The sequence below is a fragment of the Streptomyces sp. BK239 genome, assembly GCF_004217285.1.
Taxonomy (GTDB): Bacteria; Actinomycetota; Actinomycetes; order Streptomycetales; family Streptomycetaceae; genus Streptomyces.
Window position 1 is genome coordinate 208,098 of the sequence record NZ_SHKS01000001.1, and the last position, 16,721, is coordinate 224,818.

Genomic DNA, 16,721 nt, shown 5'->3' on the forward strand with positions numbered 1-16,721 from the left:
GCCCCCGAGGACCGTACTCGGGGGCGCCCGTCCCTTTCGATCAGAACCCGGCGACGGGGTTCTCCAGGGTTCCGATCAGCTGAAGGGCGCCCGAGGGGTCCGCCAGGTCCACCATCTGCCTGTTGTTGCGCAGTTGGAGCCGGTTGAGGCAGGACAGGGCGAACTCCGGCGCGAACATGTCGTACTGCTTGAACCGCTCGGCCAGTTCGGGGTTCGCGTCCTGGTACGCACGGGTCACCTCGGCGACCGTGCGCCAGAACTCGCCCTCGTCCAGGATCCCTTCGGCGGCGAGGTCGGCGGCGAGGAAGCGGAAGAAGCAGTCGAAGACGTCCGTGAAGATCGACAGCAGCTTCTTGTCCTCGGGGACCTCCACCCGGATCCGCCGCACCTCCGGGGGCAGCACCGCGTCCGGGTCCATCACCGCGATCTCCTCGGCGATGTCCTTGTAGACCGCCCGCTGCACGACCCCGTCCCGCAGCACCAGGATGGTGTTCTCGCCGTGCGGCATGAAGACCAGGTCGTAGGCGTAGAACGAGTGCAGCAGCGGCGTGTAGTACGCCTCCAGGTAGTGGCGCAGCCACTCGGTGGGCGCCAGCCCCGACTGCTCGATCAGCGCGCCGGCCACCGACCTGCCCTCGTGGTCCACGTGGATCAGCGAGGCCATCGTGGCGAGCGACTCGCCGTCCTTCAGGGACGGCACCGGGCTCTCCCGCCACAGCGCGGCCAGCATCTTGCGGTACGGCGAGTAGCGGTCGGTCGCCGCCTCGTACTCCAGGTGCCGGTAGCCGACGGCCGCCCGCTCCCGGATGATCGACAGACCCGACGACCTCAGCACCGGGTCGTTCTCGATGAGCCGCGCCAGCCAGTCGTTGATCGCCGGGGTCGCCTCCATGTACGCCGCCGACAGGCCGCGCATGAAGCCCATGTTGAGGACGGACAGCGCCGTCTTCACATAGTGCTTCTCGGGGTGCGAGCTGTTGAAGAACGTCCGGATGCTCTGCTGCGCCAGGTACTCGTCCTCGCCCTCGCCCAGGCACACCAGGTTCCCCCGGGCGACCTCGGCGGCGAAGGTGACCGCCAGCTTGTTCCACCACTGCCAGGGGTGGACGGGGATGAGCAGGTAGTCGGCCGGGTCCAGCCCCCGGTCGGTGAGCAGCGCCTCGAACCGCTCGACCGTCTCCTCGCCCAGCTCCTGCCGGACGAAGGACTCGTACTCGATACCGGCGCCCGCGGTGAACGCCGCCCGCGACCGGTGGGCGGCCAGCCACACCAGCCGCACCGGGCTCGCCGTCTCCGGCGCGTACGACAGGTACTCGTGGACGCCGAAGCCGAGCCGCCCGTTGTTGGCGACGAAACAGGGGTGGCCCTCGGTCATCCCGGTCTCGATGGCCTGGAAGCCCGCGCGCGCGAGCTCCGCCGAGGTGAGCTGCGGCTTGGTGAGCTTGTAGCAGGTGCCGGAGAGGGTGGAGGAGATCTCCTCCAGGTAGACCGGGAGGATCTCCTCGCTCAGGCCCAGCGTCGTCTTCAGCTCGATGAAGAAGTCCAGTGCGGCGAGGGGGAGTTCGACGCCGTCCCGGCTGCGGGTGATGGAGTCGGCGTCGACCTGCCAGTGGTCGAGGGCGCGGCGCACGGCGGCGAAGCGGTAGTCGGTCAGCCCGTCGTCGCTGCGGACGACGTACCGGCCGTCGCCGCCCTCCGGCTCGGGGGTGAGCAGCCGCTCGTGAGCGAACTCGGCGAGGGCCTTGCGCACCAGCAGACGGTTGGCGGTCTCCCAGCGCTCGGGGGAGAGGTGGGCCACGGAGTCGGCGATGCTCATACGGCCACCCCCGTCGCGGCGGCGAACTGCTCCCGCGTGCAGAAGCTCAGCAGCGCCTTCTTCTCCGGCTTGACGATCTCCCGCTCCGGCACGAAGCCGACGGCCTCGTTCAGGGCGTGCACGGCCGTGTTGGAGACGTCCGGCTCGACGACGACGCGCCGCACGGCCGGGTCCTCGAACAGGTGGGCCACCACGGCGGTGATGACCGCGCGGGTGAAGCCGTGCACGGGCTGGTCGGTCGGGGCGACCAGGAAGTGCATGCCGATGTCGCCGGGCTGCGGCTCGTACAGCCCGACCAGTTCACGGTGGGCCGGGTCGTAGTACTCCATCAGGAAGGCCGGTGCGCCGCGGTGCAGCCCGAGCAGGGCGTGATGGTGCTCGTCGGCGGTTATCTCCATGTACGCCCGCTCGACGTCCACGAGCGTCGCGTCCTGCATCATCCAGTAGGCGGCCTTGGGGTGCGTGACCCACCCGTGCAGCGACTCGGCGTCTTTCAGGGGGTCGAGGGGCCGGAGGGTGAGGGGCCCGATGTCGGTGGGGGAGCCGGTGGTGGGGGTCATACGGCGAACTCCTGGAACGCGATGGTCTTCTCGACCGGGTAGTACTCGCTGCCGAGCAGCTCTCGGATGATGTAGCTGTTGCGGTAGGGGCCCATGCCCAGGTCGGGCGAGGTGATGCTGTGGGCGTGGACGCCCGCGTTCTGCAGGAACACCTCCCGGCCGGTGCTGTCGATGGCGTAGTTGCGGGCGACGTCGAAGTTGCCCCGGGAGTCGTAGCGGAGTCTGTCGCGGACCGGCCGGAGGAACTCGGGCTCCGTGTAGGCGTATCCGGTGGCCAGGACCAGTCCCTCGGAGGTCAGCTCGAAGTCCTTCTCCTGCTCCTCCTGGCGGAAGGACAGGCGGTAGGCGCCGTTCTCGTACGCGGCGCCGGTGAGGGCGGAGTTGGTGAGCAGGCGGGTGGGGACCGGGCCGCCGAGGTTCTTCTGGTAGAGCAGGTCGAAGATGTCGTTGACGAGGTCGCCGTCGATGCCCTTGAACAGGCCCTTCTGCTGGGCGCTGAGCCGGTAGCGGGTGGCCTCGGGCAGCGCGCGGAAGTAGTCGACGTACTCCGGGGAGGTCATCTCCAGCGTGAGCTTGGTGTACTCCAGCGGGAAGAAACGCGGGGAGCGGGTGACCCAGTTCAGCTGGTAGCCGTGGACGTCGATTTCGCTCAGCAGGTCCTGGTAGATCTCGGCGGCCGACTGGCCGGAGCCGACGATCGTGATCGACCGCTTCTTCTGCAGCTCCGCCTTGTTCTGCACATAGCGGGAGTTGTGGAAGAAGTCGCCGCCCAGGCCGCTGACCGCCTCCGGGTAGTGCGGCGAGGTGCCGGTGCCGAGGACCAGCCGGCGGGCGCGGAACTCCTCGCCGGCGGTGGTGCGCACCACGTACCGCTCGCCGTCGTGGACGATCTCGCCGACGGTCGTGGAGAAGCGGACGTTGCTCAGCTTGTTCGCGGCCCAGCGGCAGTAGTCGTCGTACTCGACCCGCAGCGGGTAGAAGTTCTCGCGGATGTAGAACGAGTACAGCCGCCCCTTCTCCTTCAGGTAGTTGAGGAAGGAGTACGGCGAGGTCGGGTCGGCGAGGGTCACCAGGTCCGACATGAACGGCGTCTGCAGGTGCGCGCCGTCGAGGAACATGCCGGCGTGCCACTCGAAGTCGGGCTTGGAGTCCAGGAAGATCCCGTTCAGTTCCTCGATGGGCTCGGTGAGGCAGGCCAGGCCGAGGTTGAAGGGGCCGAGCCCGATGCCCACGAAGTCGTAGGTCGTGTCCGTGGTGTCAGGAAGCGCGGTCAAGGGGTTCTCCCAGGTACTGCTCGGCGTGGCCGGCGATGAGGTCGAGGACGGCGGCCATGTCGGCGGTCGTGGTCTCGGGGTTGAGCAGGGTGAACTTCAGGTAGTGGCGGTCGTTCACCTTGGTGCCCGCGACCACGGCGTCGCCGGAGGCGAACAGGGCCTTGCGGGCGTGGAGGTTGGCGCGGTCGATCGCGGCCGGGTCGGTGACGGCCGCGGGGATGTAGCGGAAGACGAGCGTGGACAGCGAGGGCTGGACGACGACGTCGAAGCGGGGGTCGGCGGCGAGCAGTTCCCAGCCCTCGGCTGCGAGGTCGCACACCTCGTCGAAGAGCGCGCCGATGCCGTCGGCGCCCATCGTGCGCAGGGTCATCCACAGCTTGAGCGCGTCGAAGCGGCGCGTGGTCTGCAGGGACTTGTCCACCTGGTTGGGGATGCGCTCCTCCACCATGCGGCGCGGGTTGAGGTACTCGGCGTGGTAGGTGGCGTGCCGCAGCGTGACCGCGTCGCGCACCAGCACCGCGGAGGAACTCACCGGCTGGAAGAAGGACTTGTGGTAGTCGACGGTGACGGAGTCGGCGCGCTCGATGCCGTCGATGCGGTCGCGGTACTTCACCGAGGCGAGCAGGCCGCAGCCGTAGGCGGCGTCGACGTGCATCCATGCGCCGTACCGGTCGCACAGCTCGGCGATCTCGGGCAGCGGGTCGATGGAGCCGAAGTCGGTGGTGCCGGCGGTGGCGACGACGGCCATGGGGATCAGGCCGGCCTCGGTGCAGCGCTCCATCTCGCGGGCGAGGGCGAGGGTCTGCAGGCGCTTGTCGTGGTCGACGGGGATGGACACCACGGCGTCCGGTCCGAGGCCGAGCAGTTTCGCGGACTTCTTCACGCTGAAGTGGCTGGCCTCGGAGGCGAAGACGCGCAGTTTGCCGAGGGCGGCCGGCCCTTCCCAGCCGTCGCGTGCCGGCTTGGCCTCCTCGCGGGCCAGCAGCAGCGCCTGGAGGTTGGACTGCGAGCCGCCGGAGGTGAAGACCCCGTCGGCGGCGGGACCGAGACCGATGCGCTCGGCCGTCCAGTCGATCAGTTTGCGCTCGATGAGGGTGCCGCCGGCCGACTGGTCCCAGGTGTCCAGGGAGGAGTTGACGGCGGAGAGGACGGCTTCGCCGAGGACGGCGGGGATGACGACCGGGCAGTTGAGGTGCGCGAGATAGCGGGGGTGGTGGAAGTAGATCGCGTCGCGGAGGTAGACCTCCTCCAGCTCGTCCAGGACGGCCGCGGTGTCGTGCAGGGGCTTGTCCAGGTCGATGCCCTCGATCCGGGGGGCGAGGTCGTCGACCGAGACGCCGGTGAACGGACGGTCGGTGGCGGCGAGTTTGGCGGCCACCCGCTCGACTCCTTCGGTCACGGAGCGGCGGTAGTGCTCCGCGGTCGTGTCATTGAGCAGGTGCGAGCGCATGGTGGGGGTCCTCCGGGTGGGGACGGTCCGCTCGGGGAACGGACGCAGGGGCGGAACCTCGGGTTCGACTTAGGCAAGCCTAACCTAAGTTAAAGCGCCTCAAGTCCGGCCTGTCCCGTGACGGTCCTCACGTTTGTCGGGCAGTCAACTTCCTTTTTTGCAAAGGGCGTTGGACACTCCTGTCGCCCGCTCTCACTCCTGCTCGCGCAGTTGCTCCTCGGACAGGCCCCGGCGCCAGTAACCGACGAACGTGACCCGGCGCCGGTCGATGCCGCGCTCGCCGACGAAGTGCCGGCGCAGTCGCTTCACGCACCCCGACTCGCCCGCGATCCACACGTACGGCCGTTCGGCGGACGGCAGCCGTGCGGCGCGCAGGGCGCCGAGGGCCATGGGGGAACCCTCGTCGCCCTCCGCGCCGGTGTGGTCGCCCTCGCCGCGCACGAGCCAGGTGATCTCGGCGTCGGCCGCCGTCGCGAGGCCCCGCACGCTCCCGGCGTCGTGGACCTCCAGCCAGGCCCGCACCCGCAGACCGGCCGGCAGCGACTCCAGGATCGAGGAGATCGCGGGCAGCGCCGTCTCGTCGCCCCACAGCAGTACCAGGTCGGTGTCCTCGGGCGCCCGGAAGCGGATCGCCCGGTTGTCGGCGATCGCCGGGCCGAGCAGCACCACCCGGTCCCCGGCGGCGGCCCGGGCGGCCCACCGGGAGGCCGGACCGGCCGGGGTGTGCAGCACGAAGTCCACGTCGATCTCCGTGGTCCGCCCCGAGGTGTCCCGGCGCAGCGACCGGAGCGTATACGAGCGCATCACCGCCCGCACGTCGTCCGGGAGTTCGCGCCACGCCTGCCACCAGCCGTCCCCGAGCTCGTACGGGATCCGCGGCTCGCTCTGCCCGGGGTGCGGCAGGAAGAGCGAGAGTGACTGGTCGTACCCGTCGGAGAAGAAGTACTGAAGGTCCTCCCCGGTGAAGGTGACCCGGACGAGAGAGGCGTCGAGCCGTGTCGTCCGGGCGACCCGGAGGGCGAAGAAGCGGAACGGTGCTGCGACGGCGGTGGTCATGAGGCGCTCTCCTGATGTCGCGTCAGGTGTCAACGGGGGGCGGGGCGGCTCGCGAAGGGGCGCGGGGCTGTGTCGATGTGCGGCTCAGCCGCGTGGGCGCGACCAGCCCGGTCCGGTGTGCGGTCGCCCACGCTCCACAGCCACCCCACCGGTCAGGCGACCTTCTTCGCGGACTCCAGCGCCTTCGCGAGGTTCTCCAGCAGCGGCACGCACTTGTCGTACGACAGGATCGGCTCCGGCGACCGTCCGATGACCTGCCCCGCCTTGACGGCCGGCAGCTGCTTCCACGTCGGCTTGGTGATCGCCGACGGCTGCAGCGCCTGCGAGCGGTCGTCCAGCATGATGATGTCGGCCTTGTACTTGTCGACGTTCTCCCAGCTGAGCGACTCGAACCAGCCGCCGCCCTGCGCCTTGGCGCTCTCCGGCGGCTCGACGAAGTTCACGCCGAGGGCCTTGAAGTACTCGAGGTCGATGGAGAGGTTGGTGCCGGAGACGTAGAACAGCTCCGCGCTCGCGGAACCGGCCAGCACCTTGATGTCGGGCTTGGCCTTGGCGGCGGCGCGCAGCCGGGTGGCCGCGGCCTCGAAGCGCTTCTTGGCGTCGGTGGCCTTGGCGGCGGTCAGGTCCGCGCCGAGGGACCCGGCCAGCGCCCACATGCGCTCCAGGGGCGCGGTGAGTTGGCGGTCGTAGACGGATATGCCGACGCTCGGGGCCAGCTTGGCGATCTTGTCCTTGGAGGCCTCGGGGACGTACCAGAGGGTGCCGGTGTTGTCGAACATGGTGGAGATGAGCACGTCGGGAGCGAGCGCCGCGTACTTCTCGACGTTGAACTCGTCCCAGACGTTGCCGATGATCTCGACCTTGGAGATGTCCATGTCGCCGGCCTGGACGTCGGGCTTGCCCGCGGTCGTCTTGGTCGGGCCGAAGACACCCTTGACCTGGATGCCGTAGTCGAACAGGGCGGCGGCGACGCCGGTGAAGGCGACGATGTTCGCGGGCGTCTTGTCGAGCTTCACGGTGGTGCCGCGGTCGTCCTTGAACGTCCAGGGGCCCGACTTGGCGGAGGGGGCGGCGGTCGAGTCCGAGCCACCGCTCTTCGCGTCGTCGTCGCCGCACGCCGCGAGGACGGCCCCGAGGCCGAGGGCGCCACCGGCGGCGAGGATGCCGCGGCGGGTGAGGTGGGTGGTGGCGTTGGACATGAGAATGGCTGCTTTCGAACGGGGCTGATGACCCAAGGGCAAGTTCGAATGTAGGTTAGCCTAACCTCAGATCTTGTCCAGTCCCGCTCAGGTGTCAGGTCCGGGCGGGGAACGGCCGTGCCGAAGGCCGCGACGGGCGCACCGCCGCGGCCACTTCGGGCACCGCGCTCGCCGGGGATCAGCCCGCGAGCCCCAACTCCCTCGCGATCAGCATCCGCTGCACCTCGCTCGTGCCCTCGCCGATCTCCAGGATCTTGGAGTCGCGCCACATGCGGGCGACCGGATACTCGTTCATGAAGCCGTACCCGCCGTGGACTTGGGTGGCGTCACGGGCGTTGTCGACGGCGACCGTCGAGGAGTACAGCTTCGCCAGCGCCGCCTCCTTCTTGAAGGGCTCGCCGGCCACCAGCCGGGACGCCGCGTCACGCCAGGCGAGACGCGCCGTGTGCGCCTTCATCTCCATGTCGGCGATCTTGAACTGTATGGCCTGGTTCGCGCCGATCGGGCGGCCGAACGCCTGGCGTTCGCGGGCGTACTTCACCGACTCGTCCACGCAGCCCTGGGCGAGCCCGGTGGCCAGGGCGGCGATCGCGATCCGGCCCTCGTCCAGGATGCGCAGGAACTGGGCGTAGCCGCGGCCCTCTTCGCCGAGCAGGTTCGCCGCCGGGACGCGCACGTCCGCGAAGGACAGCTCGCGGGTGTCGGAGGCGTTCCAGCCGACCTTGGAGTAGGGGGCGGCGACCGTGAAGCCGGGCGTGCCCGACGGGACGATGATGGCGGAGATCAGCGGCCTGCCGTCGGGCTTGCGGCCGGTGACCGCCGTGACCGTGACCAGACCGGTGATGTCGGTGCCCGAGTTGGTGATGAAGCACTTCGTGCCGTTGATCACCCATTCGTCCGTCGTCTCGTCCAGCCGCGCCGTCGTGCGTGTCGCGCCCGCGTCCGAGCCGCCGTCGGGCTCGGTCAGGCCGAACGCGCCGAGGATCTCCCCGGAGCACAGACGCGGCAGCCACGTGCGCTTCTGCTCCTCCGTGCCGAACAGGTGCAGCGGCATGGCGCCCAGCGAGACGCCCGCCTCCAGGGTGATGGCGACGGAGGAGTCGACGCGGGCCAGCTCCTCCAGCGCGATGCCGAGCGCCAGGTAGTCGCCGCCCATGCCGCCGTACTCCTCGGGGAACGGCAGCCCGAACAGGCCCATCCGGCCCATCTCGCGGACGATCTCGTACGGGAACTCGTGCCGCTCGTAGAAGTCGCCGATCTTCGGGGCGACGACGTCATGGGCGAACGCCTCCACCGTGCGGCGGAGTTCCTCGAGTTCGGGGGAGAGACGGTGGTCCATCACTGCTCCTTGTGGGACAGGGCCCGCACGGTGCGGGAGGGGCTGGGTCGGCCCAACTGTTCGGCCATCCAGACGCTTGTGGCGACGAGACGGCCGAGGTCGACCCCGGTGTCGATGCCGAGGCCCCGCAGCATCCACACGAGGTCCTCGGTGGCGAGGTTGCCGGTGGCGGACTTCGCGTACGGGCAGCCGCCGAGACCGCCCGCGGAGGCGTCGACGGTGGTGACGCCGTGCTGGAGCGCGGCCAGGGTGTTGGCGAGGGCCTGCCCGTAGGTGTCGTGGAAGTGCACGCCCAACACGCCCGCCGCGACGCCTTGTTCGCCGAGCGCGGTGAGCAGCTCCACGACGTGGCCGGGGGTGGCGACGCCGATCGTGTCGCCGAGGCTCAGTTCGTCGCACCCCATGTCGAGCAGCGCCCGGCACACCCGCACCACCTGGGGGACCGGGACCGCGCCCTCCCAGGGGTCGCCGAAGCACATGGAGAGGTAGCCGCGCACATGGACGGCGTTCGCCTTCGCACGGGCCACGACCGGCTCGAACATGCCGAGCGCCTCGTCCACCGTGCGGTTGAGGTTGGCCTTGGCGAAGGACTCGGTGGCGCTGGCGAACACGGCGACCCGGCCGGCGCCGAGGGCGAGCGCCCGGTCCAGTCCGCGTTCGTTGGGCACCAGGACGGGCAGCTCGACGGGGAGTGAGGACACCAGCGGGTACAACTGCTCGGCGTCGGCCAGCTGGGGCACCCACTTGGGGTGCACGAAGCTGGTCGCCTCGATCGTCGTCAGTCCCGCCCCGGCGAGCCGGCGCACGAACTCCGCCTTCACCTCGGTCGGCACGGCCGTCTTCTCGTTCTGCAGCCCGTCGCGCGCCCCGACCTCGTGGATCCTGACGCGCGCGGGCAGGCCCCCGGCCGGCACGACCATGGGGAGCCCGCGCAGGGTGTCCGGCGATGTCATCCCGCGGCCTCCTCGTGCGGTGCGACGACCGCCAGGACCTGGTCCATGGCGACCGTCGTGCCCGGTGCGACGTCCAGTTCGGCGACCGTGCCGGCGTGCGGGGCGGAGATGACGTGCTCCATCTTCATCGCCTCCACCACCAGCAGGCTCTGCCCGGCGGCCACCTCGTCGCCGACGGCGACCTTCACCACCGTCACCGTGCCCGGCATGGGCGCGGTCAGCGAGTCGGCGCCCGCGTGCGCGGCCCCCGACAGGGAGGCGGCGACCGGGTCGTGGTCGCGCACGTGCCAGGCGTCGCCGTCCCGGCCCAGCCAGTCGCCGGCCCGGTGGAAGGAGTGCCGGACGCCGTCGAGGGTGACGTGGACGCGGTCCTCGGTGACGGTGTGGGAGCCGCGCGCCGTGTACTGAACGGGCTCGGTCACCCGCAGGGGGAAGGCGACCGGCCGGGGCACACCGCCCATCCGCCAGCCGTTCGGCACCGAGAAGGGATCCGTCCAGCCGTCCCCGCGCGGGCTCAGCGCCTGAAGGCGTACGGCCGCGGCGGCCTCGTAGACCTCCTCGGGCACGTCGGCCGGGACCAGGTCCTCCGCGACCCGCTCGACCAGGCCGGTGTCCAGCTCGCCCGCCACGACCGCCGGATGGGCCAGCAGCCGGCGCAGGAACCCGGCGTTGGTCTGCACGCCCAGCGTGACCGTCTCCGCGAGGGCCGCCCGCAGCTTCCGCAGCGCCGTCGCCCGGTCGGGGCCGTACGCGATCACCTTGGACAGCATCGGGTCGTACAGGCTGCCGACCTCGGCGCCCTCGACGAGCCCCGAGTCGGTGCGGACGCCGTCCCCCTGCGGCTCGCGCAGCCTGAGCACCGTGCCGCCGGAGGGCAGGAAGCCCCGGGCAGGGTCCTCGGCGCACAGCCGCGCCTCGACGGCGTGCCCGGTGAGGGCGATGTCGTCCTGACCGAACGCCAACGGCTCGCCCGCCGCCGCCCGCAGCTGCCACTCCACCAGGTCCAGGCCGGTGACCAGCTCGGTCACCGGGTGCTCCACCTGGAGGCGGGTGTTCATCTCCATGAAGTAGTACGCCGTCGGGTCGCCGCCCGGGACGATGAACTCCACCGTGCCCGCGCCCCGGTAGCCGCAGGAGCGGGCCGCCTGGACCGCCGCCTCGCCCATCGCGGCCCGGGTCGTCTCGTCGAGCAGGACGCTGGGCGCCTCCTCCACGATCTTCTGGTGCCGGCGCTGGAGGGAGCACTCGCGCTCGCCCAGGTGGACGACGTTGCCGTGGGCGTCGGCCAGCACCTGGATCTCGATGTGGCGGGGCCGGTCGATCCACCGCTCCACGAGGAGCGTGTCGTCACCGAAGGAGGCGCGGGCCTCCCGGCGGGCGGCGGCGATCTCGTCGGCGAGCACGGCCGGGTCACGGACCAGGCGCATGCCCTTGCCGCCGCCGCCGGCGCTCGGCTTCAGCAGCACGGGCACGCCGATCTCGCGGGCCGCCTCGATCAGCTGCGCGTCGTCGAGGCCGCTGCCGGACGAGCCCGGCACGACCGGCACCCCGGCCTCGCGCACGGTCGCCTTGGCGCGGATCTTGTCGCCCATCAGGGCGATCGCCTCGGCGGGCGGCCCGATGAAGACGAGCCCCGCCTCGGCGCACGCGCGCGCGAAGGCGGCGTTCTCCGCGAGGAAGCCGTACCCCGGGTGGACGGCCTGGGCGCCGGTGCGGGCGGCGGCCTCCAGCAGCCGCTCCACGGACAGATAGCTCTCGGCGGCCGGCGCCGGGCCGATCCGCACGGCGGTGTCGGCCTCCCTGACGTGCCGGGCGTCGGCGTCGGCGTCGGAGAAGACCGCCACCGAACGCACGCCGAGCGAGCGCAGGGTGCGGATGACGCGGACGGCGATCTCGCCGCGGTTGGCCACGAGCACGGTGTCGAACAAGGGTCCCCTCCTCACATCCGGAAGACGCCGAACTGGGGGTCTCCCAGCGGCGCGTCGGCACAGGCGGTCAGGGCCAGGCCCAGTACCTGCCGGGTCTCCAGCGGGTCGATCACGCCGTCGTCCCACAGGCGGGCGGTGGCGTAGTAGGCGTTGCCCTGGCGCTCGTACTGCGCGCGGACCGGGTCCTTGAACGCCTCTTCCTCCTCCAGGGGCCACTCCTGGCCGCGCGCCTCCAACTGGTCGCGCTTGACGGTGGCGAGGACCGAGGCGGCCTGCTCGCCGCCCATCACGGAGATCTTGGCGTTGGGCCACATCCACAGGAAGCGGGGGGAGTAGGCCCGGCCGCACATCGAGTAGTTCCCCGCGCCGTACGAGCCGCCGACGACGACGGTCAGCTTCGGCACGCGCGCGCAGGCGACCGCCGTCACCATCTTGGCGCCGTGCTTGGCGATGCCGCCCGCCTCGTAGTCGCGGCCGACCATGAAGCCGGAGATGTTCTGGAGGAAGAGCAGCGGGATGCCGCGCTGGTCGCACAGCTCGATGAAGTGGGCGCCCTTCTGGGCCGACTCGGAGAACAGGATGCCGTTGTTGGCGACGATCCCCACCGGGTGGCCGTGGATCCGGGCGAAGCCGGTGACGAGGGTCTGCCCGAACTCCGACTTGAACTCGGCGAAGCGGGAGCCGTCGGTGATACGGGCGATGACCTCCCGTACGTCGTAGGGGGTACGGGAGTCGACGGGGACGGCGCCGTACAGCCCGTAGGGGTCGACCTTGGGCTCGACGGCCGGGCGGACCTCCCACGGCGGGGCCGGGCGGGCCGGCAGCGTGGAGACGATGGTCCGCACGATCCGCAGCGCGTGCGCGTCGTCCTGGGCGAGATGGTCCGTGACGCCCGACACGCGCGCGTGGACCTCGCCGCCGCCCAGCTCCTCGGCGGTGACGACCTCGCCGGTGGCGGCCTTCACCAGCGGCGGGCCGCCGAGGAAGATCGTGCCCTGCCCGCGCACGATCACCGCCTCGTCGCTCATCGCCGGGACGTACGCGCCGCCCGCCGTGCACGAACCGAGGACGGCGGCGATCTGCGGGATGCCGGCGCCCGACATACGGGCCTGGTTGTAGAAGATCCGCCCGAAGTGCTCGCGGTCGGGGAACACCTCGTCCTGCATGGGCAGGAAGGCGCCGCCGGAGTCCACCAGGTACAGACAGGGCAGCCGGTTCTCCAGCGCCACCTCCTGCGCCCGCAGGTGCTTCTTCACCGTCATCGGGTAGTACGTCCCGCCCTTGACGGTGGCGTCGTTGGCGACGATCACGCAGTTCCGGCCGCTGACCCGGCCGATCCCGGCGATCACGCCGGCGGCCGGCGCCTGCCCCTCGTACATCCCGTCGGCGGCGAGGGGGGCGAGCTCCAGGAAGGGCGAGCCGGGGTCGAGCAGGGCGTCGACCCTGTCCCTCGGCAGCAGCTTCCCGCGCGCGGTGTGCCGCTCGCGCGCCTTCTCGCCGCCGCCGAGGCGGGCGGCGGCGAGCTTGCCGCGCAGCTCCTCGACGAGTGCGCGGTGGGCCGCCTCGTTGGCCCGCCAGGCCTCCGACGCGGGGTCTGCCGCGCTCGTCAGCTCCGGTGCCTGCTCCATCCTTGCGGTCCCCTCACCCAGTGATCGACTGTTAATGAGCGTTAACCATTTCCATCAGGTTAACGAGCGCTAACCTCGATGTCTAGAATTGTTTTCATGGCCACCAGAACCGACGCCCCCACCCGCCGCGAGCAGATCCTCAGGGAGGCCGCGCGCCTCTTCGCCGAGCGCGGGTTCCACGGCGTCGGCGTGGACGAGATAGGGGCCGCGGTCGGCATCAGCGGCCCCGGTCTGTACCGGCACTTCCCCGGCAAGGACGCGATGCTGGCGGAGCTGCTGGTGGGTATCAGCGGGCAGCTGCTGACCGGCGCCAGGCGCCGCCTGGCGGAGGCCGACGGGGACCCGGCCGAGGCGGTCCTCGACTCGCTCATCGAGGGGCACATCGACTTCGCGCTCGACGACCGTCCCCTGATCACCCTGCACGACCGCGAGCTGGACCGCCTGCGCGACAGCGACCGCAAGCTGGTCCGCCAGCTCCAGCGGCAGTACGTGGAGCTGTGGGTGGAGGCGCTGCGCGCGGTGTACCCGGACCTGCCCGAGCCCGCCGCCCGCTCGGCGGTCCACTCGGTCTTCGGCCTGCTGAACTCCACCCCCCACCTGGGCCGCCCGGGCTCCCTCCCCGGCCGCTCGGCCACGGCACAGCTCCTGCACCGCATGGCCCGCGGCGCGTTCGCGTCGGCCGCACCCCCACAGGAGTGACGAGCGTTACGAACACCCCCCTGGACTCCCCTCCCTACCCGCCGGTACGGTTGCCCTGAGCAAGCGCTTAGCCAATGGGGCCGCAACCATTGAATTGAGAACCCCGACGGCGAGCACCACATCCGCGAGAGCGGCGCCGGTTGAGGCGCAGAGAGGGGCCGGCGGTGCGCCGTACGGTGTTCAACGAGGATCACGAGGCGTTCCGGGAGACCCTCCGGGCCTTCATCGAGGCCGAGGTCGTCCCCGTCTACGACGAGTGGCTCGCCGCGGGCCAGGCGCCGCGCGACTTCTACTACAAGCTGGCCGAGCTGGGCGTCTTCGGCATCCGCGTCGACGAGGAGTACGGCGGCGCCGGCATCGACTCCTACAAGTTCGAGGCCATCCTCTACGAGGAGACCGCCCGCGCCGGCATCACCTTCGGCGGCTCCGGCGTGCACGTGCTGCTCGGCCTGCCGTACATCAAGCTGCTCGCCACCGACGAGCAGAAGAAGCGCTTCCTGCCGAAGTTCGTCTCCGGCGAGGAGATGTGGGCCATCGCGATGACCGAGCCGGGCACCGGTTCGGACCTCGCCGGCATGCGTACCACCGCCAAGCTCTCCGAGGACGGCACGCACTACGTCCTCAACGGCGCCAAGACCTTCATCACCGGCGGCGTCCACGCCGACCGCATGATCGTCTGCGCCCGCACCTCCGCGCCGACCGCCGAGGACCGCCGCTACGGCATCTCCCTCTTCGTCGTGGACACCAAGGCGGAGGGCTACTCGGTCGGCCGCAAGCTGGACAAGCTGGGCCTGAAGACCTCCGACACGGCCGAGCTGGCGTTCGTCGATGTGAAGGTGCCCGTCGAGGACCTCCTCGGCGAGGAGAACAAGGGTTTCTACTACCTCGGCCACAACCTGGCCTCCGAGCGCTGGGGCATCGCCTACGGCGCGTACGCGCAGGCCAAGGCCGCCGTCCGGTTCGCCAAGCAGTACGTGCAGGAGCGCACCGTCTTCGGCAAGACCGTCGCGTCGTTCCAGAACACGAAGTTCGAGCTGGCCGCCTGCCAGGCCGAGGTGGACGCCGCCGAGGCCGTCGCCGACCGCTCGCTGGAGGCCCTGGACGCCGGTGAGCTGACTCCCGCCGAGGCCGCCTCCGCGAAGCTGTTCTGCACCGAGGTCGCGCACCGTGTGATCGACCGCTGCCTCCAGCTGCACGGCGGTTACGGCTTCATGAACGAGTACCCGATCGCCCGCCTGTACGCGGACAACCGCGTCAACCGCATCTACGGCGGCACCAGCGAGATCATGAAGTCGATCATCGCGAAGGACATGGGCCTGTAAGCCGCACGCAACTACCGGCGGATACAACTGACTCCATGAGCCAGGCACTTCAGGATCTCCTCGATCTGCTCGACCTCGAGCAGATCGAGGAGAACATCTTCCGCGGCCAGTCCCGGTCCGCCGTCGTCCCGCGCGTCTTCGGCGGGCAGGTCGCGGCCCAGGCGCTGGTCGCCGCCGGGCGCACCGTCCCCGCGGACCGGCACGCCCACTCCCTGCACGCGTACTTCCTGCGCACGGGCGACCCGGGCGCGCCCATCGTCTACAACGTCGAGCGCATCCGCGACGGCCGCTCCTTCACCACCCGGCGCGCGGTCGCCGTCCAGCACGGCCGGCCGATCTTCACCCTCTCCGCGTCCTTCCAGACGTACGAGGAGGGCCTCGACCACCAGACCCCCGTGCCGTCCTCGCCCGACCCGGTGAGCCTGCCCACCTCCGAGGAGCGGCTGCGCGGCTACGACCATCTCGACCCGGTCGTCGTCGAGAAGTTCCTGGAGGCCCGCGAGGCCATCGACCTGCGGTACGTCGACGAGCCGCCGTACGGCAGGTTCGGCGAGCCGCGCGAACCGCACAGCCAGGTCTGGTTCCGCACCAACGGCAAGCTCGCGGACGATCCGCTGCTGCACGTCGTGCTGGCCACCTACGTCTCCGACATGACGCTCCTGGACTCCGTCCTCCTCGCGCACGGCCGCGGCGGATGGGCGGTCGGTGACGTCGTCGGTGCCTCGCTGGACCACGCGATGTGGTTCCACCGCCCGTTCCGCGCCGACGAATGGCTGCTGTACGACCAGGAGTCGCCGTCGGCGCACGGCGGCCGCGGCCTCGGCCAGGCCCGCATCTACACGCAGGACGGACGCCTCGCCGTTTCGGTGATCCAGGAGGGCGTGGTCCGGGTCCCGCGGTGACGTGCGGGCGGGACGGGCGGGGCGGTTGCCGAGATGCCGGGGCGCCGCCCCGCGACTAGGCTCGAAGTCCGAACGCCGCACGCGCGGCACACCCGGCTGACCGGTTCCCGCATCACGCGGAACGCGTCCCCCGGCGATCGCCCCGAGACCTCGCCGGCCGCCACCGTGCCCTCTCGACGCCTGCGGTGACATCCGGAGGACCCTCCCGCGACGTCTGATTCGCGGCTGCGGCCATCCACCCCTCCGGCGCCCCGTGGGGAACTCCTGCGAAGGGCGCGCGGGCGACGATGGAGCGAAAGGTGATTCCCATGCGAGCACAACGGGTGAGGCGTCTCGCCGCGACGTCCGCCGCCGGCCTGCTGCTGGCCGGCGGCATCGCGGTGGGCACGGCGGGCACCGCGTCGGCGTCGACCGCCTCCCTGGACCGCAACCACAGCCGCCACTGCTACGACGGCTACTGGTGGTACGACAACTGCAATCGGGGGTTCCCCGGCAACGTGAGCGGCTTCTACGGCCTGAACCCGTTCTTCAACCCCTACAACTTCTTCTACGGGAACGTCTGGGACGTCTTCGGAGGCTTCAGGGGCTGACACCG

Annotated in this window: 14 protein-coding genes; 4 read left to right on the forward strand and 10 right to left on the reverse strand. The window is 70.8% G+C overall.

Going from position 1 to position 16,721, the window contains the following annotated elements; genetic code table 11:
• Positions 1-40: 40 nt before the first annotated feature.
• The 10 genes from EV567_RS00960 to EV567_RS01005 form a co-directional block, all read right to left on the reverse strand.
• On the reverse strand, positions 41-1,816 hold the full coding sequence (locus EV567_RS00960) for an IucA/IucC family siderophore biosynthesis protein (RefSeq protein WP_130436640.1): 1,776 nt from the start codon (positions 1,814-1,816) through the stop codon (positions 41-43).
• A complete protein-coding gene (locus EV567_RS00965; RefSeq protein ID WP_130436641.1) occupies positions 1,813-2,376 on the reverse strand; it encodes a GNAT family N-acetyltransferase in 564 nt (187 codons plus the stop codon). The genes EV567_RS00960 and EV567_RS00965 overlap by 4 nt, the downstream gene beginning before the upstream one ends.
• On the reverse strand, positions 2,373-3,650 hold the full coding sequence (locus EV567_RS00970; protein WP_207228643.1) for a lysine N(6)-hydroxylase/L-ornithine N(5)-oxygenase family protein: 1,278 nt from the start codon (positions 3,648-3,650) through the stop codon (positions 2,373-2,375). Before EV567_RS00970 ends, EV567_RS00965 begins: the two co-directional genes overlap by 4 nt.
• A complete protein-coding gene (desA, locus tag EV567_RS00975; protein WP_130436642.1) occupies positions 3,634-5,100 on the reverse strand; it encodes a lysine decarboxylase DesA in 1,467 nt (488 codons plus the stop codon). The genes EV567_RS00970 and desA overlap by 17 nt, the downstream gene beginning before the upstream one ends.
• 192 nt (positions 5,101-5,292) lie before the next feature.
• Complete coding sequence (locus tag EV567_RS00980; RefSeq protein ID WP_130436643.1) at positions 5,293-6,156, reverse strand: siderophore-interacting protein; 864 nt, start codon at positions 6,154-6,156, stop codon at positions 5,293-5,295.
• Positions 6,157-6,308: 152 nt separating this feature from the next.
• A complete protein-coding gene (locus EV567_RS00985) occupies positions 6,309-7,355 on the reverse strand; it encodes an ABC transporter substrate-binding protein (protein ID WP_130436644.1) in 1,047 nt (348 codons plus the stop codon).
• 178 nt (positions 7,356-7,533) lie between these two features.
• On the reverse strand, positions 7,534-8,694 hold the full coding sequence (locus EV567_RS00990) for an acyl-CoA dehydrogenase family protein (protein WP_130436645.1): 1,161 nt from the start codon (positions 8,692-8,694) through the stop codon (positions 7,534-7,536).
• Positions 8,694-9,647, reverse strand: a complete 954-nt coding sequence (locus EV567_RS00995; RefSeq protein WP_130436646.1) for a hydroxymethylglutaryl-CoA lyase — start codon at positions 9,645-9,647, stop codon at positions 8,694-8,696. Before EV567_RS00995 ends, EV567_RS00990 begins: the two co-directional genes overlap by 1 nt.
• A complete protein-coding gene (locus tag EV567_RS01000) occupies positions 9,644-11,575 on the reverse strand; it encodes an acetyl-CoA carboxylase biotin carboxylase subunit (RefSeq protein ID WP_130436647.1) in 1,932 nt (643 codons plus the stop codon). Before EV567_RS01000 ends, EV567_RS00995 begins: the two co-directional genes overlap by 4 nt.
• 11 nt (positions 11,576-11,586) lie before the next feature.
• Complete coding sequence (locus EV567_RS01005; RefSeq protein ID WP_130436648.1) at positions 11,587-13,203, reverse strand: carboxyl transferase domain-containing protein; 1,617 nt, start codon at positions 13,201-13,203, stop codon at positions 11,587-11,589.
• Between the two features lie 96 nt (positions 13,204-13,299).
• Here EV567_RS01005 and EV567_RS01010 point away from each other — a divergent pair, with 96 nt between their 5' ends.
• The 4 genes from EV567_RS01010 to EV567_RS01025 all read left to right on the forward strand — a co-directional run bounded on the left by EV567_RS01010 (position 13,300) and on the right by EV567_RS01025 (position 16,716).
• Positions 13,300-13,902, forward strand: coding sequence for a TetR/AcrR family transcriptional regulator (locus EV567_RS01010; RefSeq protein ID WP_130436649.1), 603 nt, complete (start codon positions 13,300-13,302; stop codon positions 13,900-13,902).
• Positions 13,903-14,066: 164 nt separating this feature from the next.
• Positions 14,067-15,224 (forward strand): acyl-CoA dehydrogenase family protein, encoded by a 1,158-nt coding sequence (locus tag EV567_RS01015; RefSeq protein WP_130436650.1) that lies wholly within the window; start codon positions 14,067-14,069, stop codon positions 15,222-15,224.
• Positions 15,225-15,259: 35 nt separating this feature from the next.
• Complete coding sequence (locus tag EV567_RS01020; protein ID WP_130436651.1) at positions 15,260-16,126, forward strand: acyl-CoA thioesterase II; 867 nt, start codon at positions 15,260-15,262, stop codon at positions 16,124-16,126.
• A 308-nt stretch (positions 16,127-16,434) separates the two neighbouring features.
• Positions 16,435-16,716 carry a hypothetical protein gene (locus EV567_RS01025; RefSeq protein ID WP_207228644.1) on the forward strand — a complete coding sequence of 94 codons (282 nt, stop codon included), beginning with the start codon at positions 16,435-16,437 and terminating at the stop codon, positions 16,714-16,716.
• The last annotated feature ends 5 nt before the right edge of the window (positions 16,717-16,721 follow it).